The 24636-nt window shown below is 44.7% G+C and carries 25 protein-coding genes; 16 read left to right on the top strand and 9 right to left on the bottom strand.

Annotated features, from left to right (window positions below; translation table 11 throughout):
- Positions 1-62 precede the first annotated feature (62 nt).
- From MmiEs2_RS01640 to MmiEs2_RS01655, 4 genes are all read left to right on the top strand, one after another.
- Positions 63-2255, top strand: coding sequence for an elongation factor EF-2 (locus MmiEs2_RS01640; RefSeq protein WP_316559697.1), 2193 nt, complete (start codon positions 63-65; stop codon positions 2253-2255).
- A gap of 410 nt (positions 2256-2665) precedes the next feature.
- The gene (gene tuf / locus MmiEs2_RS01645) at positions 2666-3940 is read left to right on the top strand and encodes a translation elongation factor EF-1 subunit alpha (protein WP_316559698.1); all 1275 of its coding nucleotides are present in this window, start codon (positions 2666-2668) and stop codon (positions 3938-3940) included.
- Positions 3941-3980: 40 nt separating this feature from the next.
- Complete coding sequence (gene rpsJ / locus MmiEs2_RS01650) at positions 3981-4289, top strand: 30S ribosomal protein S10 (protein ID WP_133516761.1); 309 nt, start codon at positions 3981-3983, stop codon at positions 4287-4289.
- Positions 4290-4760: 471 nt separating this feature from the next.
- A complete protein-coding gene (locus tag MmiEs2_RS01655) occupies positions 4761-5030 on the top strand; it encodes a hypothetical protein (protein ID WP_316559699.1) in 270 nt (89 codons plus the stop codon).
- 216 nt (positions 5031-5246) lie between these two features.
- On the opposite strand, the gene MmiEs2_RS01660 is transcribed toward MmiEs2_RS01655, so the two are convergent.
- Both MmiEs2_RS01660 and MmiEs2_RS01665 read right to left on the bottom strand, forming a co-directional pair.
- Complete coding sequence (locus MmiEs2_RS01660) at positions 5247-5942, bottom strand: TIGR00153 family protein (protein ID WP_316559700.1); 696 nt, start codon at positions 5940-5942, stop codon at positions 5247-5249.
- Between the two features lie 210 nt (positions 5943-6152).
- A complete protein-coding gene (locus tag MmiEs2_RS01665) occupies positions 6153-7193 on the bottom strand; it encodes an inorganic phosphate transporter (protein ID WP_316559701.1) in 1041 nt (346 codons plus the stop codon).
- A gap of 185 nt (positions 7194-7378) precedes the next feature.
- Between MmiEs2_RS01665 and MmiEs2_RS01670 the strand changes: the two genes are divergently transcribed.
- The gene (locus MmiEs2_RS01670) at positions 7379-7906 is read left to right on the top strand and encodes a shikimate kinase (protein ID WP_316559702.1); all 528 of its coding nucleotides are present in this window, start codon (positions 7379-7381) and stop codon (positions 7904-7906) included.
- A gap of 51 nt (positions 7907-7957) precedes the next feature.
- Here the strand turns inward: MmiEs2_RS01670 and amrB are convergent, their stop codons facing one another.
- The 4 genes from amrB to pyrH all read right to left on the bottom strand — a co-directional run bounded on the left by amrB (position 7958) and on the right by pyrH (position 11119).
- On the bottom strand, positions 7958-8845 hold the full coding sequence (gene amrB, locus MmiEs2_RS01675; RefSeq protein ID WP_316559703.1) for an AmmeMemoRadiSam system protein B: 888 nt from the start codon (positions 8843-8845) through the stop codon (positions 7958-7960).
- Positions 8846-9023: 178 nt separating this feature from the next.
- Complete coding sequence (locus MmiEs2_RS01680; protein ID WP_316559704.1) at positions 9024-10067, bottom strand: D-aminoacyl-tRNA deacylase; 1044 nt, start codon at positions 10065-10067, stop codon at positions 9024-9026.
- A gap of 133 nt (positions 10068-10200) precedes the next feature.
- Positions 10201-10410, bottom strand: coding sequence for a zinc ribbon domain-containing protein (locus tag MmiEs2_RS01685; protein ID WP_316559705.1), 210 nt, complete (start codon positions 10408-10410; stop codon positions 10201-10203).
- 13 nt (positions 10411-10423) lie between these two features.
- Entirely contained in the window at positions 10424-11119 is a 696-nt protein-coding gene (gene pyrH / locus MmiEs2_RS01690) for a UMP kinase (protein ID WP_316559706.1), read from the bottom strand.
- Between the two features lie 225 nt (positions 11120-11344).
- On the opposite strand from pyrH, the gene MmiEs2_RS01695 reads away from it, so the two are divergent.
- From MmiEs2_RS01695 to MmiEs2_RS01735, 9 genes are all read left to right on the top strand, one after another.
- Positions 11345-12295: a tetratricopeptide repeat protein gene (locus MmiEs2_RS01695; RefSeq protein WP_316559707.1), complete on the top strand. Its 951-nt coding sequence runs from the start codon at positions 11345-11347 to the stop codon at positions 12293-12295.
- An 18-nt stretch (positions 12296-12313) separates the two neighbouring features.
- Positions 12314-12883, top strand: a complete 570-nt coding sequence (locus tag MmiEs2_RS01700) for a DUF4240 domain-containing protein (protein WP_316559708.1) — start codon at positions 12314-12316, stop codon at positions 12881-12883.
- The gene (gene mutY / locus MmiEs2_RS01705; RefSeq protein ID WP_316559709.1) at positions 12867-14054 is read left to right on the top strand and encodes an A/G-specific adenine glycosylase; all 1188 of its coding nucleotides are present in this window, start codon (positions 12867-12869) and stop codon (positions 14052-14054) included. The genes MmiEs2_RS01700 and mutY overlap by 17 nt, the downstream gene beginning before the upstream one ends.
- Before the next feature lie 142 nt (positions 14055-14196).
- Positions 14197-15108, top strand: a complete 912-nt coding sequence (locus MmiEs2_RS01710) for a mevalonate kinase (RefSeq protein ID WP_316559710.1) — start codon at positions 14197-14199, stop codon at positions 15106-15108.
- A gap of 31 nt (positions 15109-15139) precedes the next feature.
- A complete protein-coding gene (locus tag MmiEs2_RS01715; RefSeq protein WP_316559711.1) occupies positions 15140-15916 on the top strand; it encodes an isopentenyl phosphate kinase in 777 nt (258 codons plus the stop codon).
- A 50-nt stretch (positions 15917-15966) separates the two neighbouring features.
- Positions 15967-16296: a cupin domain-containing protein gene (locus MmiEs2_RS01720; RefSeq protein ID WP_316559712.1), complete on the top strand. Its 330-nt coding sequence runs from the start codon at positions 15967-15969 to the stop codon at positions 16294-16296.
- Between the two features lie 207 nt (positions 16297-16503).
- The gene (fni, locus tag MmiEs2_RS01725; RefSeq protein ID WP_316559713.1) at positions 16504-17598 is read left to right on the top strand and encodes a type 2 isopentenyl-diphosphate Delta-isomerase; all 1095 of its coding nucleotides are present in this window, start codon (positions 16504-16506) and stop codon (positions 17596-17598) included.
- Positions 17599-17847: 249 nt separating this feature from the next.
- Positions 17848-19191 carry an RNase J family beta-CASP ribonuclease gene (locus MmiEs2_RS01730; RefSeq protein ID WP_316559714.1) on the top strand — a complete coding sequence of 448 codons (1344 nt, stop codon included), beginning with the start codon at positions 17848-17850 and terminating at the stop codon, positions 19189-19191.
- 108 nt (positions 19192-19299) lie between these two features.
- Complete coding sequence (locus tag MmiEs2_RS01735) at positions 19300-20265, top strand: polyprenyl synthetase family protein (RefSeq protein ID WP_316559715.1); 966 nt, start codon at positions 19300-19302, stop codon at positions 20263-20265.
- 73 nt (positions 20266-20338) lie between these two features.
- Here the strand turns inward: MmiEs2_RS01735 and MmiEs2_RS01740 are convergent, their stop codons facing one another.
- The 3 genes from MmiEs2_RS01740 to MmiEs2_RS01750 all read right to left on the bottom strand — a co-directional run bounded on the left by MmiEs2_RS01740 (position 20339) and on the right by MmiEs2_RS01750 (position 21936).
- On the bottom strand, positions 20339-20509 hold the full coding sequence (locus MmiEs2_RS01740; RefSeq protein WP_316559716.1) for a hypothetical protein: 171 nt from the start codon (positions 20507-20509) through the stop codon (positions 20339-20341).
- Positions 20510-20604: 95 nt separating this feature from the next.
- The gene (locus MmiEs2_RS01745; RefSeq protein WP_316559717.1) at positions 20605-21030 is read right to left on the bottom strand and encodes a hypothetical protein; all 426 of its coding nucleotides are present in this window, start codon (positions 21028-21030) and stop codon (positions 20605-20607) included.
- Between the two features lie 3 nt (positions 21031-21033).
- Positions 21034-21936, bottom strand: a complete 903-nt coding sequence (locus MmiEs2_RS01750) for an RNA methyltransferase (RefSeq protein ID WP_316559718.1) — start codon at positions 21934-21936, stop codon at positions 21034-21036.
- Positions 21937-22414: 478 nt separating this feature from the next.
- Here MmiEs2_RS01750 and MmiEs2_RS01755 point away from each other — a divergent pair, with 478 nt between their 5' ends.
- Both MmiEs2_RS01755 and MmiEs2_RS01760 read left to right on the top strand, forming a co-directional pair.
- A complete protein-coding gene (locus MmiEs2_RS01755) occupies positions 22415-23260 on the top strand; it encodes a respiratory nitrate reductase subunit gamma (RefSeq protein WP_316559719.1) in 846 nt (281 codons plus the stop codon).
- On the top strand, positions 23260-24552 hold the full coding sequence (locus MmiEs2_RS01760) for a (Fe-S)-binding protein (protein WP_316559720.1): 1293 nt from the start codon (positions 23260-23262) through the stop codon (positions 24550-24552). The genes MmiEs2_RS01755 and MmiEs2_RS01760 overlap by 1 nt, the downstream gene beginning before the upstream one ends.
- Positions 24553-24636: the final 84 nt, after the last annotated feature.

Here is a 24636-nt window from a genome sequence, read left to right on the forward strand (position 1 = left end):
CGGGTTTTTAGGAATCAAAGAAAAAACCCGACTATCAATAATATAAGACAAAGGTCAGGATTATGGGAAAAAGAAAACAAATGGTTGAGCGTGTGACAGCGATCATGGGCAACCCCGAAATGATTCGCAACATCGGTATTGTCGCGCACATCGACCACGGTAAAACAACGCTTTCCGACAACTTACTCAGTGGCGCCGGAATGATTTCATCCGAACTCGCCGGAAAACAGTTATTCATGGACTCCGACGAAGAAGAACAGGCACGTGGTATCACAATTGATGCGTCCAACGTTTCAATGGTTCACACATACGACGGCAAAGAATACCTCATCAACCTTATCGACACGCCGGGTCACGTTGACTTCGGCGGTGACGTGACACGTGCAATGCGTGCCGTTGACGGCGCTGTCGTCGTCGTCGACGCTGTTGAAGGTACGATGCCCCAGACTGAAACCGTTCTCAGACAAGCGCTCAGAGAACACGTTCGTCCGGTTTTGTTCATCAACAAAGTCGACCGTTTGATCAATGAACTTCAGGTCGACCCGCAGGAAATGCAGGTCCGTCTCGGAAAACTCATTGACCACGTGAACAAGCTCATCAAAAATATGAACCCCGAGAGATACAAAGACGGTTGGCGCGTCGACGCTGCAAACGGCAGTGTCGCATTCGGTTCCGCTCTTTACAACTGGGCCATCAGCGTTCCGATGATGCAGAAAACAAAAATCTCTTTCAATGATGTTTATGACTTCTGTACCGCAGGCGACATGAAGGCACTCGCGCAGAAATGCCCGCTTCACGAAGCCCTCAACGACATGGTTATCGGCCACTTGCCCAACCCCCTTGATGCTCAGAAAGAAAGAGTTAAGGTCATCTGGCACGGTGAGAGAGATTCCGCAATCAGCAAATCCATGAACAGCGCAGACCCGAAAGGCGACCTCGCATTCATGGTGACGGACATCTCCATGGATCCGCATGCCGGTGAAGTCGCAACAGGCAGACTTTTCAGCGGTACGCTCACACGCGGTTTGGAAGTTTACACCTCCGGTTCCGCTAAAAAGAGCAGAATCCAGCAGGTCAGTATTTTCATGGGTCCGGAAAGACTCGAAGTCGAAAACATTCCGGCCGGAAACATCGCAGCCGTTACAGGTTTGAAAGATGCGATCGTCGGTTCCACCATCACAACGCTTGAAGGTATGACGCCGTTTGAAAGCATCAGACACGTCAGTGAACCGGTTATCACTGTTTCCGTTGAAGCCAAGCACACCAAAGACCTTCCGAAACTCGTCGAAGTTCTCAGACAGGTCGCTAAGGAAGACCCGACGCTTCAGATTACTTTGAACGAAGAAACCGGCGAACACTTGATGGCCGGTATGGGTGAGCTTCACTTGGAAGTTATTGCGCACAGAATCGAGCGTGACAAAGGTGTTGAAATCATCACCAACCCGCCGATTGTCGTTTACCGCGAAACCATCAAAAAGAAAGTTGAAAACGTTGAAGGTAAATCCCCCAACAGACACAACCGCTTCTACATTGATGTTGAACCGCTGGACGAAAGAATCGTTGATTTGATCCGTGAAGGCGAAATCTCCATGAGAATGGAAGAGCTCGAAAGACGTGAAAAATTGATTGCAGCAGGCATGGAGAAAGATGAAGCCAAGAGCATTGCCGCAATTTACGGCAACAACATCTATCTTGACATGACAAAAGGTATTCAGTACCTCAACGAAACCATGGAATTGGTTTTGGACGGTTTTGAAGAAGTCATGAAAGCAGGTCCGCTCGCAAGAGAACCCGTTTCTCACGTGAAAATCACTCTCCGTGACGCAAAGCTTCACGAAGACGCAATCCACAGAGGTCCCGCACAGGTTATTCCGGCATCCCGTCAAGCCATTCAGGCAGCAATGCTTATGGCCGAAGACACATTGCTTGAACCGTACCAGAAAGTCTTCATTCAAGTGCCCCAAAACAACATGGGCGGCGCAACAAAAGAAATTCAGGGAAGACGCGGCAGCATCATTGACATGCAGAGTGAAGGCGACTTGTCCATTATTGAGTCCCGCGCTCCTGTTTCAGAGCTCTTCGGATTTGCAGGCGACATCCGCTCGGCAACAGAAGGCCGCGCAATGTGGAGCACAGAATTCGGCGGCTTTGAAACCGTTCCGAACAACCTTGCACCCGAAATCGTTGCCAAGATCAGAGAGAGAAAGGGCTTGAAGAAAGACCTTCCGAAAGCAGCTGACTACTTGGAAATGTAATGTTCATAACAAATTCGAAATTTTATTCAAATTCGAAAGTTATAACAAAATGAAAAATTTGAAAATTTACAAAAAAAATTGAAAATCGAATCAAAAAGATGTCAAAAATAAACGTTTTGCATATAAACGATTGGCTGCCGATTCCGTCGGCGACCATATCTTTTTATATGTAAGTGTGTTTATTAGAGACTACTTCGAGAATGTCCGCCGTTAAGTGACGATTGGCGAAACGGTTTAATATTGAAATGTTATTCAGTAATCGGAAAATCTTTCATGTTTTTCACGAGCCGTTTATCAAATCACTGTCGGTGGCACCGATTTTCATGATCATCAACGATGATTTTAAATTAAAAAATTAATCAACGTTTACAGACGTTATTATGTAAATAAAATTAAAAGGAGAATATATTATGGCAGCAGAGAAACCCCACATGAACTTAGCCGTCATCGGTCACATCGACCACGGTAAGTCCACCTTCGTCGGAAGGTTAATGTTCGAAACCGGAGCAGTTCCGCCCCACGTTATCGAAAAGTTCAAAGAAGAAGCAAAATTGAAAGGCAAAGAATCCTTCGCATTCGCATGGGTTATGGACTCCCTCAAAGAAGAAAGAGAGAGAGGTATCACAATCGACATCGCACACAAGAGATTCGACACCGACAAATACTACTTCACAGTCGTGGACTGCCCGGGTCACAGAGACTTCGTTAAGAACATGATTACCGGCGCATCTCAGGCCGACGCAGCAGTTCTCGTCGTCGCAGCACCCGATGGTGTTATGGCACAGACAAAGGAACACATCTTCCTTTCCAAGACACTCGGTATCAACCAGTTAATCGTCGCCATTAACAAGATGGACGCTGTCAACTACAGCGAAGACAGATACAAAGAAGTTATCGAAGAAGTTTCCAAGATCTTGAAAATGATCGGCTTCAAACCGGACGAGATTCCGTTTATCCCGACCTCCGCATTCGAAGGCGACAACATTGCAGCAGCAAGTGCAAACACACCCTGGTACAAAGGTCCCTCTATTCTTGAAGCACTCAACAACTTGAAAGAACCCGAGAAGCCCACATCCCTTCCGTTAAGAATCCCTGTCGAAGACGCGTACACCATCTCCGGTATCGGTACTGTTCCGGTCGGCCGTGTCGAAACAGGTATCATGAAGAAAGGCGACCAGGTCACTTTCATGCCCTCCAATGCAACCGGTGAAGTTAAGTCCATCGAAATGCACCACGAAGAAATTCCGCAGGCAGTCCCCGGTGACAACATCGGCTGGAGCGTTCGCGGTATCGGCAAGAACGATGTGAGAAGAGGAGACGTTTGCGGTCCGACCGGCGACAAAGCACCCACAGTTGCTGACGAATTTACCGGTCAGATTGTCGTTCTCCAACACCCGTCCGCAATTACCGTCGGCTACACACCTGTTTTCCACAGCCACACAGCTCAGGTCGCATGTATGTTCATGTCCATCGACAAGAAACTCGACCCGAAAACAGGCCAGCCCAGTGAAGAAAACCCCGCTTTCATCAAGGCCGGTGACGCAGCAATCGTTACCTTCAAGCCCATGAAACCGTTGGTTATCGAACCCGCAAAAGAAATCCCGCAGCTCGGCAGATTCGCTGTCCGTGATATGGGTATGACCATTGCAGCAGGCGTTTGTCTCAGCGTTAAGAAGAAAGAGTAATCTTTCTTCCTAATTTCCTTTTTTTTAGGAGAGTCAAGCCATGCAAAAAGCAAGAATCAGATTATCGGGAATCAGCCCGACAGACCTTGACAGTGTCTGCAATCAGGTCAAAGCGATCGCCGAAAGAACCGGTGTCAGCATTTCAGGACCTGTTCCGCTCCCGACCAAGAAATTGGTCGTTCCGACAAGAAAAAGTCCGAGCGGTGACGGCACTGCAACCTGGGACCACTGGGAAATGCGTGTCCACAAAAGACTCATCGACCTCGCGGCCGATGAACGCGCGCTTCGCCAGTTAATGAGAATTCAAGTACCTAAAGATATTAATATCGAGATTGTTCTCGAAAATTAATTCTTTTTACTTTTCTCATCTTTTTTATTTTACCGAAAAATTCTTTTCGTTTTTCTATTACTCGGTTTTTTTTGTTATTTTGTCATTATTAAACCGGCTTTTTTTGTTTATGTTTGAATTATTGGTCTCAAACTATTTTCTGTTGGTATTTTTCATTTCAATTATATTAATCATTATATGGAATATGGTTTTTATAGTTGTTTTATCTTACATTTCTTACTCTTTGAATGATTTCATTTTCGATGATTTCATTTTTTGTGATTTTATTTATTATTGTATTGCTTTCATTGTAATGTGTCGCACATATGCGATTTTGTAATTATTATACTAATGTGATTTGAAATGGTAATGAAAAAACTCTTTCGGGAGACTTTGATATCCAAATTTAAAGTTTTGGAAGCCGTCAATGCTTTTCTCGGATTTTATGTTATTTTGGTGTACGCCCTTTTATGGTATTTAGGGTCGGTGCCAATGGTATTTGTTTATTTGACGCCGTTAATCGGGATTGTTTTATTGGCGTATCATGTCAAAATGTCATCCGATTTGAAAAAATCCGTCATCGGGGGCGGAAGCTTACTGAATCTCAGATTCGCATCCTCAACCGGTTTCGCGTTTACATTGTTCTTATTGGCAATTCTTTGCCTGACAGCCGGCTGCTTGTTTTCTTCGCAGATTCCGCTGATCCTGTCCATGCTTTTCGTGCTGAATCACGCGCTTTATATCAGCATTGATAAAAATTAGATCAACCCGAAAAAACAAAAAGGCGGCGCAACGCCGTTGCTTGCAGCTGCTTAATTTTTAAAAATGAAAAAAAGAAGTCCGAAAATCGGACTTTTATGTTTTATTATTTTGTCGGTTGACCGGATTTATTTTTATTTTTTGCCGGTTGATCGGGTTTGTTTTATTTTTTGCCGGTTTCACAGGCTCCGTTTTTATTACGTTAATTCCGTTTTCAACTTATGTTTTTTTGACCAAAATCTTTCTCATAATGTCAACGGAATGCGCCGTGTTGTCAGCGATGCCGCCGATGTTGTCAATTAAGCGGGACAGGTGATAAACACCTGCGCCGCCGATTTCATTTTCATGCGCGAAAACGGTTTTTAAAACTTTGATTTCAAACATATCCACTTCGTATTCTTGTCTTTCAATTTCGGGAATTTGCTCCACCAATTTATGAATTTCGATCTTGCTGTAGGAGGTCGCTTCGACTTTTTCAAGGCTGACCATCACTTGCTCGTAGCTGCGAATACATTTCATTGACATTTTCATTAATTCGCGAAGCTCGTCTTTGATTTCCTGCGGAATGTCCGCTGCCGGGCGAAGCGTCATCCAATGCGCCGCATCTTGCGCCGTGTTTGCAATGCTGTCCTGAGATTTTAAAAAGTCCAATAAATAATTCGTATCCAATTGAATCACGACAGAGTCGGGCAAAATGACCTGAAACTGCTGTTTCATTTTGTCCGCGTCATGTTCCAATTCATCGATGGTTTTGCACAGCTCTTCCGTTTTGCCGCAGTCGCCGTCCAAATAATTGTCCAGCATTTCGGAAAGCCTGTCAACGGCCTCAATGACTTTTTTGGAGTGGTCCTCAAGCCCGTCCATCGGGGAGTCCACAAATATGTTTAAAATAGATCTCATGTATCTGTGCGGCATTTCATCACCTTTTTAATGTTATAATATTAAATTTTTCATTCATCTATAATATCCTTCTCTTTTTTTATACGTTTGTCATTCAAATTGTCATTTCCTTTACAGATAACTCCTATGTCAAAGAAAGATGATGACTGATGCCAAAAATGTAATTTCAGACGAAATCAATTAAAAAATTATAAAAATTTTAATTATTTTCTTTCGGGGATTTCGTTAAAGGAAATACCATCCGAGGGGGAAGAAAATAATCATACACGTCAGCGCGGAAACCGGAACCGTAATGAACCAGGAACTGACGATGTTTTTAATCACTTTGAAATTCACGCCCGATAAACCGCCGGCAAGACCGACACCGATAACCGCGCCGACTAAAGTGTGCGTGGTTGAAATCGGAAGCCCGATGTAACTGTGTGCCAAAACGACTGCGGCAGTTGCGAATTGAGCGGAAAAGCCGCGCGTCGGCGTCAATTCCGTGATTTTGCTTCCGACCGTGTCAATCACTTTGTAGCCCCATGTGGACAAACCGATGACAATACCGATTCCGCCGAGCAAAAGAAGAACTTGTGATAATTTCAGCGGTCCGAATCCTTGGTAGCCGTACATTTCAAAAACAGCGTAAAGCGGTCCGATTGCGTTAGCAACGTCGTTTGATCCGTGCGCGAACGCGATGAAACAGGCGGTTGCGACTTGAAGCCAAATGAATTTTTTCTCAATGCCCGGAACATTTTCAGATTTGATTAAGAATTTTTTCCGGACGATATAAAAGATCAAATACGCTAATACCGCGCCGATTGCGGGTGATAAGAACCAGCTGGCAACGATTTCAATTAAAGTTGCCCAATGAATGTCGGTGAGGGCGATGTAGCCGTAAAAGACGCAAATGATGCCGAAACCGAGGACGGATCCGACGATTGAATGTGTTGTTGAAACCGGCAGGTTGTAAAATGTCGCGAGTGTAATCCAAAAAGCGGCGGCCAAAATCGCGGCCAGCATGCCGACCGTCACAATCAGAGGGCTGATTTCTATAATCTTATCAAGCGGAACGATGCCTTTTGCGATGGTTCCGGTGACATTCCCTCCGAATAAAAGCGCGCCGGCAAGTTCAAAAACAGCAGCCAGCACAATCACTTGTTTAATCGTGAGCGCTTTTGAGCCGACAGAGGTTCCCATTGCGTTTGCCAGGTCATTGGCACCGATGTTCCAGGCCATGTAAAAACCTGCTAATACCAGTGCAATGCCGAGTATTATATCCATTGTTTTCTCCGTGTGTCATATTTCGAATAAAAAGATAAATCCGTTTTTATTTTTGTATGAGATGGAATTGACAACTCTCGGATATGTTATAAACTTTATTTTCGTATAATATATATTTTCAATAGGTCGGCGCATTCGGAAAAATTTATTAAGGGATTTATCCTTTATTCCGTTGTTGAAAAATTATGACGGTTTTTGATCTTTTTGAAAAACAAAATGTTGTTCTCATCGGCATGCCCGGATCGGGCAAAAGCACTTCGGGTGTTTTACTTGCAAAGTCACTCGGCCTTTCTTTTGTCGACACCGATCTTCTCATTCAGCAGCAAGAAGGAATGCTGCTTCAGGATCTTGTCGATTCCGCCGGTTTTTCGGGTTTCATTCAAATCGAAGAAAAAATCGTTTCCAATCTTCAAGCGTCAAATTCTGTGATTTCAACCGGCGGCAGCGTCGTTTACGGTGAAAAATCAATGGCGCGCCTCAAAGAAATCGGCATCGTCGTGTATTTAGACGTGTCTTTTCCTGAAATCATGCGCCGGATTCAAAATATTTCAACGCGCGGCATTGCGCTTAAAGAAAACCAAAGCTTGGGAAATCTTTATGAAGAACGGCGCCCGCTTTATGAAAAATATGCCGACATTACGGTTTCCGGCGACAATAAAACGATTGAAGAATTGGTGACTGAAATTATTGAAAAAATTCGGGCGGAAATTTAAAAAATAAATGAAAAGCCGGCAAAATGCTGGCGATTCATGTTCTTATTATTTTTATTTGTTATATGTAAAAGTCAGCGCAGCATATCCGACAACGGCAACTTCGCGCGCTTCCCTTTCATCGTTGCTGGTTCTGTATTCCAAAAGCTTGGCATTTGTGTCAAGCGCTTTTGCAACCATCATCAAAACCGCAATCGGGCCGTAGCCGCAAATGGTTGAATCGTATTTGTCTATAAAATCATAAAATTCGTCAACGTCAAGCGCCAAAATTCTGTTAATGATAGCTTCATCATGCTCTTTTGCGAATTCCTCCGGGATGTAATGAGAAAAATCACTGGACGCAATGATTGCGATTTTTAATTTTTCGTCGAGATTTTCCTTTTTGATGTAAATATTTTCCTTCATCAAAGGAATTAATATCTGTGCGATAACGTTAGCAGCCGCTCTGTTTTGATCGCCCATGACAATCGGGAAAATCTTAAACGGCTTGTCTTTCATTTTGCGCTGTAAAAACGGCACAATCACTTCAATGGAATGCTCTCTCTCATGCGCTTCTTCGTCATGAACAATCCACGTGCCGTCAAAGTAGCGCGCAATCAGTTTGTCTGTTTCAACCTCGCCGAGCGGTGTTTTCCACGTGTCTTGGGAATACGCCAGCGATTCGCCGAGGCCTGTGTGATTGGAGCCGATAATGATGTATGTATCCGCTTCCATAATTGAATCAATTGCCGCAGCCGCTGTTTTTCCTGAAAATATGTATCCTGCATGCGGGCTGATAACGCCGACGGTTTTATCGGAATATTCCGATTTTCCTTTCGCCGCTTCAAATAAACGATCCACTTCTCTCTTTAACCCGTCTTCGTCGGGTTCATAAAATAATCCTGAGACAACCGATTCTCTCATTTCGTTTTCCTCCAAATTGCTGATGAACTTGTTTTTCATTCAAATTTATTCATTTTTAATTTTATCAAAAATGAATTTATGTGTCTTATATTAATATTTTGAATATTATATAAGTTTCGTATATTTCCAATTATTTGCAAAATTTATAAAAAAACATTGGCAAACGAATCAAAAAAGGGAATGAAGAAGAAGATAAAAATGAAATCAGGAATTTCAATTATTCTTCATTCTCGTTTTCTTTTTCTCTTAAATTAAATCCGACACCGTATTCGGCGACCGAATCTTTGTCATTGATAATCGGAATATTGTGTTTTTCTAATATTTCCGTCACGCGCCTGCGGTCGGGGCCGCGCATGGATTTCTTATCAAAAAACGCGAGATTTGAACCCGTTCTTTCAAACGCTTTTAAAATGACTTCTTCCGTAATTGTTTCCAGCTGATACTTCGGAAACATGTGTCCGTAAGCTAATTTTGTTCTGAACAAACTGACTGTTTGGCGGTCGCCGTAATGTCCGCCGCCGAAAGCAACGGCAACAGCGTTTTCTTCCAAAAGTTTCGCTTCCTTTGAAAGCCTCTCGCAGGCGGCGTTCGCATCGTCCGGCTCGCCCAATGAAAGAACCGCTTTGGCGACGACGAGTCCCGGTTTCGGATCAATCCATTCTTTTTCCGTGCTGCCGATTTCAACAAACAGTGACGGCGTTTCAAGCTCGGTCGGGCCGTGGTGGGTAACTTCAAAAGTAACATCGTAGCTGAGTCCGGTTTCGGCGTTGAGCCTGTCCATTACAAGCAGCAGCTTTTTCATAGCAAGCGGCGCAGGCGTGCAAAGCGAGCCGGGGTGTCCGCCGTAATCGGCAGCCGCATAGTTTCCGGAAGGGTGAGCAGTCAGCGCTTTTGTCTCGCTTTGGCTTTTGTGTTTTGAGAGAAAAACGATTAAATCGCTTTTAAAACCCAAATCTTCCAAGCGTTTGTCCAAATAATCCTGAAAAATGATTCTGCCGTCAATTGAAATCATTCGAAAAAGCGTGTCACCTTTGGTTAATTCATAAACTTCGGTAAACAAATTCGACAATTCTTTTCCTTTGTCTTCCGTGTACAAAACCGATGTTGAAATCGGATATTTCAAAAGCGCGTCCTTCATTTTCTCAATCGGCGGCACGTCGGCTTTCGTCCAATTTTCAGATTCAAGGAGACGATCTTTGATATTGACGCTCGCCAAATCCGGCAGGCAGCACATCAGCGTGATGATTTTTGTTTTTGTCATAAAGTCACCGAAATATTCAAAGTTGAATTATTAAATCTAAAAAATCAAAATTAAAAATAATAAAAATAAATCTAAAATTTTATAGAATAAAAAAATAGCGAATCGGGGTTCGATTCAAAAAATCCGAATAAAATCACCCGATTAAGAAATCCAAAATGTCAAGTCCCGCCGAATTCTGCGCTTTGTAAATTTCCGTAAAACCGCAGTCGGTGCAGCTGATTGTAATGAATTTCTTATTTTGAATATTGAACAATTTCGTAAACGTATCGCCCGTTGCCTGAAATTGATCGTTCGTATAATGATTGCAGCCGCATTTCGGGCAAACGTATTGATGTTTTTCCATTTTATTTCCTCGTTCAAGGCGTGATGATTGTTCCGTCACATTCCGCCTGAGGTCCTTTTTCTTCGCCTTCGATAATTTTCAGCAAAGTTTTCGGATCTCTGCCGTCTAAAACAATCGTTCGGATGCCGCTTCTTTCAATCATCTTGCAGGCGATCGGGTCGATCGGCGATTTGGAGCCGGCTTTCAAAGATGTTTCGCCCGACATTTTGACAAGGTCGCTGCCGGTCAATGTTTTATATTTGACGGCGGTTTTGTCGGTGTTCGGGTCGGCGGAATAAATGCCGTCAACGGATGTCGGAATTAAAAATAAATCCGCGCCGAGATATTCGGAGAGTGCTGCGGAAACGGCGTCGGTTGTTTGTCCGGGGATGACGCCGCCCATTACAATAATTTTTCCGGATTCGGCGGCGACCGCGGCTTCATTATAATTCGTCGGAACTTCGGGATACGCCGCTTTTCCGAGCGCGGAAATCAAAAGCTTGGCGTTGATTCTTGTGACGTCGATTCCGATGAAGTCGCACATGACCTCATCCGCGCCGTTTCCGCGCGCGGTTTCGATGTATCTGCGCGCGAAAACGCCGCCGCCGACGACAAGAAGAAGCTTGTGTTTTTCAGAAATTTTCAAAATGGCTTCCGCGTATGTTTTAAAACGCGCCGAATCCAAATCGCCTGCTAAAATCGAACCGCCGAGTGACATCACAATGAACATAAATTTTCTTCCTGATTTTAATTAATTTAATTTTTTAATGTTTAATTTATTTTAATGCTGAAAATCACAATTACAAAGCGACTAAATTTTTAAACCTATCGTCAGAATTTTTGTTTTTGAAACAAATTTTTAAAAGTAATGAAAAATCATTGAAAATCAGGGAAAAAGATTAAGAAGTTGCATTTGTTCTTTGAATCATTATTCAATTTTGAGAGGAATCTAAAAATGGACGACGAAAATCAAGGTCAAATGATTGATGAAAATTTTGCGGAAAACTCGGAAAATTCAGGCTGCGCCGGGTGCAGTGGCTGCGGCGGCACTGCCGGCGACCCGATTGAAATCGTGTCGGAGACGGAATCTGATCGCGGCGTTTTGCTTCACCAGCTGGCCGAGCGCGAAAAAGCGCTTGAATTTTACGAGGGAATGCTTGCAGACGATCCCGAAAACGGCGATGTTTGGTACAACAAAGCATTGACGCTTCACAGCCTCAGCCGTTTTTATGAAGCAATCGACGCTTACGATACCGCCGTTAAATTCAATCCGAAAGATAGCGACGCTTATTACAACAAAGGCGTGATTCAGTCCGAACTCGGCCTTTACAACGAAGCGATTGAAAGCTACAATAAAGCAATCGAAGCTGATGCCGAAAATATTGACGCGTTTTACAACAAGGCAACCGCGCTTCTTCAGCTCAGGCAATTCGACGAAGCCGTCAAAGTTTACGATATTATTCTGAGCGGCGACAAAAACAATTTCAACGCCGCTTACAACAAGGCGCTCGCTTTGGTTCAGCTTGAAAGATTCGACGAAGCAATCGACGCGTTTGACGCGGTTATTTTAATCGACCCGAAAAGCAAAGAAGCTTGGTATGACAAGGCGCACCTTCTTTTAAAAACCGGAAAGCCCGAAGACGCGAAAGAAGCGTTCAGCAACACGATTAAATTAATTCCCGATTTGCCGGATTCCTGGTTCAGAATCGGCGGTATTTTGGCTGTCGTCGGTCAAAAAAAGGAGAGCCTGAAATATCTCAGAAGATCCATTAATTCAAATCCTGAAGCGCGTGAATGGGCCAAAGAAGATTTGGATTATGAATCTTTATGGGACGACCCGGATTTCCAAAAAATCCTGAATGAAAGCGACGCGGAAATCAAAAAAGCTGTTTCAGAAATCGAATAATCATCTTGAGGAATATTTATGTCTGATAAAATGATGCGCGGATCCCGCGAAAATTTAATGAGCGAAGATAAATTTTGGGAAATTATCGAACTTTCAAAAGCCGATGACCCCCAAGATCAGCTTGACAATCTTGTCGAACAGCTCTCGGCGATGACGGCTGATGATATTTTCGGTTTTGATTATCAATTGGATAAACATTTGGAAATGTCTTACAACTCCGATTTATGGGCGGCGGCGTACATTGTTTGCGGCGGCTGCTCGGATGACGCGTTTGATTATTTCCGCGCGTGGCTGGTTTCAAAAGGCCGCGATGTTTTTGAAAAAGCGCTTGAAAATCCCGATTCGCTGCTTGATGTTTTTGAAGCGATGGACGACGCGGATTTCCCCGAAAACGAAGAAATTCTTTACGCGACGCTTGATGCTTATGACGAAGCGACCGGAAAAGAAGATTTTTATGACGTTTTGGACACCTTTGAAGACAATTTCCAAATCGTGGAAATCGAATTAACATGGGATGAAGACGACCCGAAAACCTTGGCAGCCGTCTGCCCGAATTTGTTTGAAAGATATTATGACGATCCCCTCTAATAATGCTTTTTTGCCGGATGATGTTTTATCCGGCAAAGAAAAACGTTTGTTTTTATCGTCGGCGCTGCTGAGCTGGTACAATCAAAACGGGCGCGATTTGCCTTGGCGCGTTCGCGGCGCTCATCCGAATCCTTACGTCGTTTGGATTTCTGAAATTATGCTTCAGCAGACGACGGTTAAAACCGTCATTCCTTATTTTTACCGTTTTTTGGAAAGATTTCCGGACATTTCCGCGCTTGCAAACGCCGACATCGATGACGTTTTGCTGCTTTGGCAGGGTCTCGGCTACTACACGCGCGCCCGAAAACTTCACGAATGCGCTCAATTTTTGAACCAAAACAACGGCGGCAAATTCCCCGAAACCTATTCGGAATTGCTGAAACTTCCCGGAATCGGTCCCTACACGGCGGCCAGCATTTCATCGCTTGCATTTGATAAGCGCGAGGCAGTCGTTGACGGCAATGTGATTCGCGTCATTTCCAGGCTTTACGGAATCGCGGAAAGCACGGCTGTCAGCTTGCCTGAAATCAAAACAAAAGCGCAGGATTTAATGTCTGAGACGCGCGCTGCCGATTACACGTCCGCGATTATGGATCTTGGCGCAACTGTCTGCACGCCGAAAAATCCGGATTGTTCTGTCTGTCCGTTTGAAGGCGAATGCGAAGCGCTTGCGCGAAATTTGATTGATGAAATTCCGAAAATCGAAAAGCTTCAAAAAATCAATAAAATCGGAAAATTGTTTTGGATTGAAAATGAATCCGGCGATGTTTTTATTCGAAAGCGCGAAGAGGCCGGATTGCTTCACGGCTTAACCGAATTTCCGTGGGAAGCTGTCGAAGGCAACGATGAAATGCTGAACAAGATTTCGTTTCCGATTCCAAACGCCGATTGGGTTGATACGGGAAAAAACGTCCGCCACGTTTTTACGCACATTAATCTGACGCTTAAAATTTTTAAAACAAAAGTTTTAGAAAACGAAGCGGATTTGAAAAATTTAATGAAAACCGGCGGACAGTTTGTTTCAAAAGATAATTTTAAAGATTATCCGTTTTCAACGCTGATGAAAAAAGTGGTTAAAGCGGTTGAGTCTGACGGCAATTCTGATTCAAAGAAGCGCAATTCCAAAAAAGCAAAATCGGTTGAATCAAAAACGTTTTGCGATTTTGAATAATTCTTTTTGTAATCTTGTTTTATTTTTCATTTTTTTTGAATGAATCTCTTCGGCACGGGGAATGAATTTATAAATTAAACGGCATTTACTTTTCAGGTTTCCAATTCTAATTATTGAAATATTTTATTTTGGTGTTTTATAAATGATTACAAGTTCCGCGCCCGGTAAAATTTTCTTATTCGGCGAACACGCTGTTGTTTACGGTAAAACGGCAATTGCCTGCGCGATTGATTTGCGTGCGCATGTGACCGTTGACGAAGCACCGTCAATTCAAATGAAAGGTCCGGGCGGCAGCATTGATTTAAATCCGCGCAAACATCCGTACATCTATTCCGTTGTCGAAAAATTCAAAGGACTGACGGATGTGACCGGTGTCAGCATTGACATTCACTCCGATATTCCGGTCGGATCCGGCCTCGGCTCGTCCGCGGCGGTGACGATTGCAACGATTAAAGCGCTGGATGCTTATTATGAAACGAATTTGACTTTGGAAGACATCGCGCAGATGGGACATCTTGTGGAATCGGAAGTACAAGGGCGCGCCAGTCCGACAGATACGTTTGTTTCGACATTCGGCGGGATGGTTCAAATTCCGGATCGCAAAAAACTCGGTTTTCATGACATGTTAATCGTTATCGGGAACACCGGCAAGTTTTCATCGACGCGCAAAATCGTTTCAAACGTTGCCGCGCTTCGGGAAAGGCATCCGATTGTGATTGGTCAAATCATGGACACAATCAGCGCGATTTCCGAAACCGGCGTCGATTTTATTCAGGAAGGCGATTTTCATACCGTCGGTGAATTGATGAATATCAATCAGGGACTTTTGGATTCAATCGGTGTCGGCTCAAAAGAGCTTTCCGAATTGGTTTACGCGTCGCGCAAAGCAGGCGCGCTCGGTTCCAAGATTACGGGTGCGGGCGGCGGCGGCTGCATGATTGCGCTGTGCGAGCACAAAAATCTGTCACGCGTCGCGCATGCGGTTAAACGCGCAGGCGGCGATTCTTTTATTTGCCGAACTTCCAATACGGGCGTTCGAATTGAAACAAAATAATTTACAATTTTTTAATTTACGAGGGAATGATATGAGTTCAAATTCCGACATTACGGTTTTAAAAGTGGGCGGCAGCGCTGTTACCGATAAAAACGCGGCTGCCGGTTCCGCGAAATCCGATGAAATGGAGCGAATCGCCAAAGAAATCGCGGGTTTCTCAGGAAAACTTGTTATTGTTCACGGCGCCGGTTCTTTCGGTCATGTTTATGCGAAGGAATACGGCCTTGACAAAGGATTTCATGAAGAAGGTTTCTTAAAAACGCATGATTCCGTTCGCGAACTCAACGAAATGATTGTCAAAACGCTGCGCGCGGAAGGTATTCCGGCGGTTCCTTTGAATCCGCTTTCTTTTTCGCTTTGCGAAGACGGCCGCCTGACTTTTTTGTACACCGGCCAAATTGAAGAAATGCTGAAGCACAATTTGGTTCCGGTTCTGCACGGCGATGTCTGCATGGACACCGTTCGCGGATCCTGCATCCTGTCGGGCGACCAGTCGCTGCCGTACGTGGCAGCTGCGCTCGGCGCAAAGCGCGTCGGCCTCGGGTCGGCAACAGACGGCGTTTTGGATTCGGACGGCAAAACCATTCCGAAAATTACGCCGGACAGTTTTGATTCCGTTAAACAGCACATCGGCGGCTCGGCCGGGACGGATGTCACCGGCGGCATGCTCGGAAAAGTGTCCGAAATTTTGGATCTTGCGGAAAAAACGGGTATAGAGTCTTGCATTTTTAACGCGAATACGCCCGGAAGCGTCGCCGCGTATTTAAAAGGCGAAGTCGTCGGAACGGTTATCTGTAAAGACGATTGAAATTCATTTAATCATTTTATTTCATTTATACAAAAATCAGGAGTTTTATTATGACAGAAGAAGTTTTTGAAAAAGGCGCTGCGTTAAATCTCGCCGACATGGTTGAATATTCGGGAGGCGGCGTCATCAGCAAACAAGTTTTGAAGAACGAATCCGGAAACATCACTTTGTTTTCCTTTGACAAAGGACAGGGTTTGAGCGAACACACTGCGCCGTTTGACGCCGTTGTTCAAATTTTGGACGGCAAAGCGCAAATCACAATCGGCGGAAATCCGGTTTTGCTCGAAAAAGGACAAGCCATTATCATGCCGGCAAACATTTCACACGCGCTTCTCGCGGTTGAAAAATTTAAAATGCTGTTGACCATGATCAGAGGCTGAAAGTCATTTTTACAAAAAAGAAAAATCGATTTCTTTAATATTTTAATTGTTTTCACGGCGGCAACGGTAATTTTTCCGTCTCCGCTGTGAATTATTTATATACTATTACCGAGTAGGTTATTTCAAGAAAATCAGTCTTATTAAATGGAAAATTTCAACCAGGAAAATTTTAATCCCGATTCAGGGTGACATCCGGAGTTTTAAAAAATGGAGCATGAAACATCACGCAGAAAAATTGAGCATTTGGAGCTTTGCGCCCGATGCCATGTTGAATCCCGCAAGGTGAGCGCCGGTTTTGAAGATGTGACTTTGGTTCATCGCGCGCTTCCCGAGATTTCGATGCATGATATTGATATGTCTGTTGATTTTTTCGGAAAAAAATTATCTTTTCCTTTTATGATTGCATCCATTACCGGCGGCCACCCCGAAACAACTAAAATTAATGCGGCGCTTGCAGAAGCGGCGGAAACGGTTGGTGTCGGAATCGGCGTCGGAAGCCAAAGGGCGGCAATTGACGACCCGAAGCAGACTGATTCTTTTAAAATTGTCCGCGAAAAAGCACCGAACGCTTTTGTTTACGGAAACATCGGCGCGGCTCAGATTAAGGAATACGGAACGGAAAAAGTCAATTCCCTCGTTTCCATGATTGACGCGGACGCAATTGCGGTTCATTTGAATTTCTTACAGGAAGCGATTCAGCCGGAAGGCGATATCGATGCGAGCGGCTGCTTGGAAATGATTGAAAAAATCTGCGCCGCGGCAGACGTTCCGGTGATTGCGAAAGAAACCGGCGCGGGCATTTCACGCGAGGATGCGCTTTTGCTCAAAAAAGCAGGCGTTTCCGCGATTGATGTCGGCGGCGTCGGCGGAACCAGCTGGTCCGGTGTCGAAGTTTACCGCGCTCGTATGGATAAAGACAAATTGGGCGAGCATCTCGGCGAATTGTTCTGGGACTTCGGTATTCCGACCGTTTCCAGTTTAATCGAATGCAAAGTCGCGGTTCCGGTGATTGCAACCGGCGGCGTGCGGACAGGCGTTGACATTGCCAAATCCGTTGCGCTCGGAGCGGCGGCGGCCGGCGCGGCATTGCCGTTTGTCGAGCCCGCTTTCAAAGGCGCCGACGCGGCGGCAGACGCGCTTCGTTTAATGGAGCAGGAACTTAAAGCCTCCATGTTTTTGACAGGCTGCGCGGACATTAAAGCGCTTTCGCAAACCAACGCGGTCGTTACGGGAAAAACGTACGACTATTTAACAAGCCGCGGATTCAACGTCCGCGATTACGCGAACAAGGAAATTCTTTAACGCGAAAACAATCGGAATCAAAATCAATTGCAATCAATCAGAATCAAGATCAATCGCTTCTGTGATTTATGATTCGGATTCGTGCCGGTAAATCCGGTTATGACAGTCATCCCTTATTCGAATTCTTGGAATTCATGTTTTAAAGGAAAAATCCATTAAAGTTCAATCGAATTTTAATTATTAAAAAATCTAAAATTTAATTTAAAAAATTAAATCCAAATTAAATCAAAAATAAAGGAATTTATAAAAATGGAAGATATAGGAATTGTCGCCGTAGGCGGTTATAACGAAATGGGTCGTAACATGACGGCCGTAGTTGTCGGCGAAGATATTATTATTTTGGACATGGGCATCCGCTTAGACCGTGTTCAGATTCACGAAGATGCGGAAATCGACCGCATGCACTCGCTTGAATTGATTGACATGGGCGCAATCCCGGACGATACAATTATGAGAGACGTGAACGGCACGGTCCGCGCAATCGTTTGTACGCACGGTCACTTGGACCACATCGGCGCCATTCCGAAATTGGCGCACCGCTACAACGCGCCGATTATTTCAACGCCGTACACCACCTCGCTTATTCGCCAGCAGATTGACGAAGAGAAGAAATTCAAAGTCAACAATCCGCTGATTGCGCTCAAAGCCGGCGGCACGTATGAAATCACCGAAGACATCAGCGTTGAATTTATCAGCATTCCGCACAGCATTGTTGACAGTGTTATTGCTGTTATTCACACGCCGTACGGCTCCGTGATGTACGCTTGTGACTTTAAATTGGACCGCGCGCCGACAATCGGCGAGTCTCCGGACTTTGACGCGCTTCGCAGAATCGGCAGTGACGGTGTCTTGGCAATGATTACCGAGACAACCAACAGCGCCAGATCCGGCAAAACGCCGTCTGAGACGATTGCCAAGGAAATGCTTCGCGATGTTCTTTTGGGAACGGAAGAATCTCACGTCGGCATGATCGTGACGACTTTTGCGTCTCACATCGCGCGTTTGAACGCGATTATTGAAATCGCGGAAGAAATGGGCAGAATTCCTGTTTTCATGGGACGTTCCATGGAGAAATATTTGCTTGCTGCACACGATTTGGGATACATTACGCTTCCCGAAGACGTTGAAATTTACGGTCAGAGAAAAGACGTTGACCGCGCTTTGAAAAAGATTATGGAAGACGGCAAGGAAAAATATTTGCCTGTCGTAACCGGTCATCAGGGCGAGCCCGGCTCCATTTTGGTCAGAATTTCAAACGGCGAGACGCCTTTCAAAGTGGAATCCGGCGACCGTGTGATTTTCTCGGCAAACATCATTCCGAGTCCGATGACACGCGCCAACCGCTACGCGCTTGAAACCAAATTGAAGATGCGCGGCGCAAGAATTTATGACGATGTTCACGTTTCCGGTCACGCCTACCGCGAAGACCACTGGGAAATGCTTCGAATGGTTCAGCCGACGCACGTCATTCCGGCGCACGGCGACCTTGCGATGCACAGCGCGTACATTGAAATGGCCGAAGATGCAGGTTACGTTCTCGGCGAAACTGTTCACCTTTTAAGAAACGGGGAAATCCTTTTCCTCGAACCTTAATTTTTAATTTAAAAAATTTAATCTTAAAATTTTAAATTTATCTTTAAGGTTTCAATTTTTACTAAATTTTTCAATTTTTTTAATTTTTTGAATTATCGGAGTTTTAGAATGACTGTTGTTGATGAAATTAAAAAATTATCCGTTCCTGTTGACGAAGCGATTGACGGTTTGCTTCCCGTTCAAAAACCGGAGGGTCTTTACGAAGCGTCCCGTCATATCGTTAAAGCCGGCGGCAAAAGACTCAGACCCGCTGTTTTGCTGGCAAGTGCCGAAGCGGTCGGCGGCGACATCAAAACCGCCGTTCCGGCTGCCGTTGCCGTTGAATTGATGCACACCTTTACGCTGGTTCACGATGACATTATGGACAACGATCCGGTTCGCCGCGGTCTTCCTGCCGTTCACACGATTTGGGGCGAAGCAGGCGGCATTTTGGCCGGCGATACGCTTTATTCCAAGGCGATTGAAATTATCACGACGGCTGACAGCGATCCGGCACGTCTTTTGAAATCCGCGAACATTCTTTCCAGAACCTGCGTTGAAGTTTGTGAAGGCCAGTGGCTTGACATTGACTTTGAAAACAGAGATTCGGTTTCCGCCGATGAATATTTGGAAATGATTGAAAAGAAAACCGCAATCCTGTTCGGCGCGGCTGCTCAAATCGGTGCCGTTATCGGCGGCGCGGATGAAAAGACGGATCAAGCGCTTTACGATTTCGGACGCCTCGTCGGTCTCGGATTCCAAATCTACGACGATGTTTTGGACCTCACGATGCCCGAAGAAGTTCTCGGCAAAAGACAAGGCAGCGACATTTTTGAAGGCAAAAGAACGCTTCTCATGATTCACGCTGCCGAAAAAGGCGCGATTCCGCGCGCGTTCGGCAAAGGAAGCGGCACAAAAGAAGACATTGACGAAGCGATTCAGGTTCTCACCGACTCCGGTTCATTGGATTACGTCAAAAACCTCGCAGTCGGTTTCGTCGAAGACGGCAAGGCCAAGCTCGACATTTTGCCCGACAGCCCGTCCAAACAATTGTTAAAAGACATGGCGGATTACATGTTGTACCGCGATTTCTGAAATCGCAATTTTTCGGATTTTTAAAAATCCGATTCTTTTTCTATTTTTTTAAAAAACGAGGGTCGTTTTCGATTTATTTTTTGAAAAGCTGTGCGGCTCGCGCGCGGCGGGCGGCAGCTGCGCCGGCAGCGGTGACAGCTGCAACAAACGGAAACGGCGAGGTAGCAACGGTAAACAGAAACGGTAAGGCAGCTGTGCCCACGTTCGCGAAGCGAACGGATGTGATAAGAAGAAGCAGATGCACGCAGCAAACAGCAAACTAAAAACTTAACAGCAAATGCAAACGAGGCAATAAGAAATTGAAAATGAAATGATAAAAAAATGAATTTGATATTTTGGTTAATTTTTGTCTTTCTTTTCTATTTTTATTACTGAAAAGAATATGGCTGACATCATTGTAATTATAAAAATCGCGCTTCCTAAAATCATAATCAAATATTCAATCGGTTCTGTAAAATTTGACGAGATTGGTTGACGGTACATTATCGGATAAATTATAAAAGCGTAAAACAAAGTTCCCAAAAAGATAATACAAAAGAAAACAGCGGATAGTATTCGTTTCGTTGAAAGGCTTTCTTTTAAATTAAAACCATGTAATTCAAGCATTTGTAACGAACTTAAAACGGTCAGAACTGATAAAATAGAAACACAACTCAAAATCGGTTTAAATGATTCCGGACGAATATATACAATAATGGAAAATGCACAAATCGCCAGAATGCTTAATATGAAAACGAATGTTGATGCTCTTTTTTTTGTTATCATACTTCATTCCTTCACAAAATCGACATCAAATTCCAAATTAAACTCCTCGTCAAACTCGCCGGTCTCATTTTCAAATTGATTTTCAATTTCCCGCCTGTATTTGCTGACATCTTCGCCTTTTGATTTCTTGGCATGATATTGAATATTTCTGAAAATGCCGCGCAGCGTTTTCGCTTCACACGGCGTGAGCTCGGCGCGGGCGAAAATGCGTTTCATCATGAGCGCCATTTTTTCTTGTTTGAACGGATCAAATTCCATGTCTTCTAAAACTTCTCCAAAATGGGCGCACATGGCTTCAAATTCTTTAAAATCGGTTGTTTTATATTTTCCCGTTAACCGTGCGCCGGAAAGTTCGTAAACCATAATTCCGACGGCATGGGATAAATTCATCACCGGATAAATGTGAGACGACGGAACTGTCGCAATCATGGAACAAAATGACATTTCCTCATTCGTAAAACCGATATCTTCGCGGCCGAACAAAAGCGCGAATTTCGTTTCGGGGTGGAATTCTTCCATTTTCTCCCGAAGAACGCCGGGCGTCAGCGCAGGCGTTCGGATGTGATCGCATCCTTTTTGCGCGCGCATACCTGTTGTCCCGATGACAACATCGCAGCCGGCAACCGCTTCTTCAATCGTTTCACAGATTTTCGCATTTTTCAGCACATCAATCGCGTGAGACGACATCGCGCGCGCTTCGCCTTCCAGCGCGCAAGGGTTCACTAAATAGAGTTCCAAAAATCCGAAATTCTTCATGATGCGGCAAACCGAGCCGACATTTCCCTGGTAAAGCGGCTCAACCAAAACAATGCGAAGGCTCGGCAAATCATTTTTGTTTTCAGCGTTTTCTGCGCTTTTCGTGTTTTCTGCATTATTTTCAAAAAGGCTCTCGGACATATCGGGCATACAGTCCAAAAAACGGTGATGCTATTTTATCATTTTGTCCCGCCATCTAAATTTTATTCGGAATATGAAATATTCGTTCATTTTGCGAAAATTCTTCATTATTGTTCATCATAATATTGCGCCGTTCTCTTCCATTTTTCGAATTTCGCCGGATAAATTCGCGGGATTCTCCGAGTGATAATATTTAAATATAATCGGTACAAAGTGCCTACTAACTTCTATCATCGACTTCGTCGTTTCGAGTCATTTTTCTTTCTAAATGAGGGAATAGTGACTTGGTAGAACATATCAATGGCTCGCATGTTCGGGTTTTTCGATTCAATTTTCGATTCCGGCCTGTCGGGCTGAGCGTTATCGTTCGCTATTGTAATTATTGTTTGGTTGACAGCGTACCTGACCGTATTATCATCATTAATCATTTACGGCGGTCAAACTGTCAAAGTCATTTGCTTTCAAAAAATTTATGGAGAATTAAATAATGGATTATTTTTCAGGCATTGCCGGCATCTCTATTACATTCATCGTCATGATGACTGTATCTGCCCTTGCTATTACTCTCCTTGTTGTCGGGCTTTACTTTAATGTCCGCAAATGGGGACAAGGTTCTCTTGCATGGGGTCTTGAACCTGAAGAGGGTAAACACGGGTTAGTCGGAAGCATTATTGTTTTCGCAAAGGCGTATTGGAAACAATTAAGAGCACATTCCGTTCACCACGGTCAGAACATTTTGATAACTTTAGTTTTTGACGTTCTTCTCCAGAGAAGAACCGCACGCGCAGACCCGCTCCGCTGGTTCATGCACATGCTTATCTTCATCGGCTGGATGGGTCTTTTCTCACTTTCCGGTTTGATGTTCGCGGTTGAAATTATTCACTTAATCGGTATCCACTTCATTGATCCCGAATGGTTCAGAGAATTCTTGCAGCTTCCGAATCAGCTTCTCGGCTACATGCTTTTCCTCGGTGTTATCATCGCGGTCGCACGCAGACTCTTCATCCCGAAAGTCCGTGACAACACAAACTCTTACGACGCAATTTTGCTCGTTACATTGGTCATCGTTATCGTGACCGGTTTCGTCGCGCACGCCGGCAGATACATTGCAATCGGCATCACCGACTTCACAGGATACGATTTCATTTTCTTAGACTATCTTATCTGGACACTCGGCGGCATGACTCCGTTCTTGACCTACGTTAAAGAAATCGCATTGACACACAGTATCCTTGCGCTTTTCATCGGCTTTGCGTTCATTCCGTACTCAAAGTACATCCACATGATCACAAGTCCCTTGACAATGATTGTTAACAAAGGAGGCGAACATTAATGGCAAGAAGAGAACCGTCTCTTAAAATTAAAAGTTTAACAGCTGTTCAGCTCATGGAACTTGACGGCTGTATGCGCTGCGGCGAGTGTGCCGAATGGTGTCCGACCTACGAAGGTTCAGGATTCAGACCCGGTCTTTCCCCGCGCGACAAAATCTACCGCTGGAAACGCTTTATCGACAAGTCTTACGGTATGCGCGCTTTCTTCTTCGGTCCGAAAGAAATCCCTGAAGAAGAATTCGTTGAATTCAAAGACGATGTCCACGGCTGTACCACCTGCGGTATTTGCGCAACTGTTTGTGAATCCGGTATCAACACGGTCGAGCTTTGGGAAGCCATGCGCGCCGACCTTGTGAAGAGAGGAACCGGTCCTTACGGCAAACAGGGCGGCATGCCCAAAATCATCAGCGACACTTTCAACTCTTACAACGAGCCGAAAGAAAACCGTTTAAGCTGGATTCCTGACGATGTTAAAATCGCTGACAAGGCAGACATTCTCTACTTCATGGGCTGTACGGCCGGCATGAAGCAGACCAACCTCGCTGTTTCAACCGCACGTGTTTTGAACAAACTCGGCGTTGAATTCTGTACGCTTGGCGAAGAAGAAGCCTGCTGCGGTTCCGTTTTAATCAGAACCGGTCAGTATTACAAGGAAGACAACCTCGCAAAGAGATTGGCTCAATCCAACGTTGAGAAAATTAAAGCAAAAGGCGCAACAACCGTTCTTTATGCTTGCTCCGGATGTTTCAGAGCATCTCTCGTTGACTGGCCCAGACTTCTCGGCGAAGAGACTCCTTTTAAGGTCATGCACGTCTCCCAATTCCTCGCCGAAAAGATTGAAGCCGGCGAAGTTGAATGGGTGCAAAAACCCTTCGGTGAAGACAAAATCGTCACCTACCACGACCCGTGCCACCTCGGCCGCCACGTCGGTGTTTATGAAGAGCCCAGAAAGGTTCTCCAGAGCATGCCCGGTATGGAATTTGTCGAAATGGACCGCAACAGAGCATATCAAAGATGCTGCGGTGCAGGCGGCGGTGTCAAAGCCGGTATGCCCGAACTTGCGCTTTCAATTGCGAAGGCAAGAGTCGGCGATGCGATGGAAGTTCTCTACCCTGAGGGTGAACAGAAAACGCAGACCAACGTCTTTGCTCAGGCTTGCCCGTTCTGTAAGAGAAACCTCTCTGATGGACGCGACGCCCTTTTGGCCGAAGACAATCCGCGCGCCGACATTGTCATTGAAGACATTGTTGAAATCAGCGCTCGCGCGCTCGGCTTGAGCAACGTGAAAGATTAAATTTAAAATTTAATCAAAATAAATTTAATAAAATGTGAAACGGTTTTTAAAACCGTTTTACGCTTTCTTTTTTTAAAAATTATT

Origin of the sequence: Methanimicrococcus stummii, assembly GCF_032594435.1 — an archaeon.
GTDB lineage: Archaea > Halobacteriota > Methanosarcinia > Methanosarcinales > Methanosarcinaceae > Methanimicrococcus > Methanimicrococcus stummii.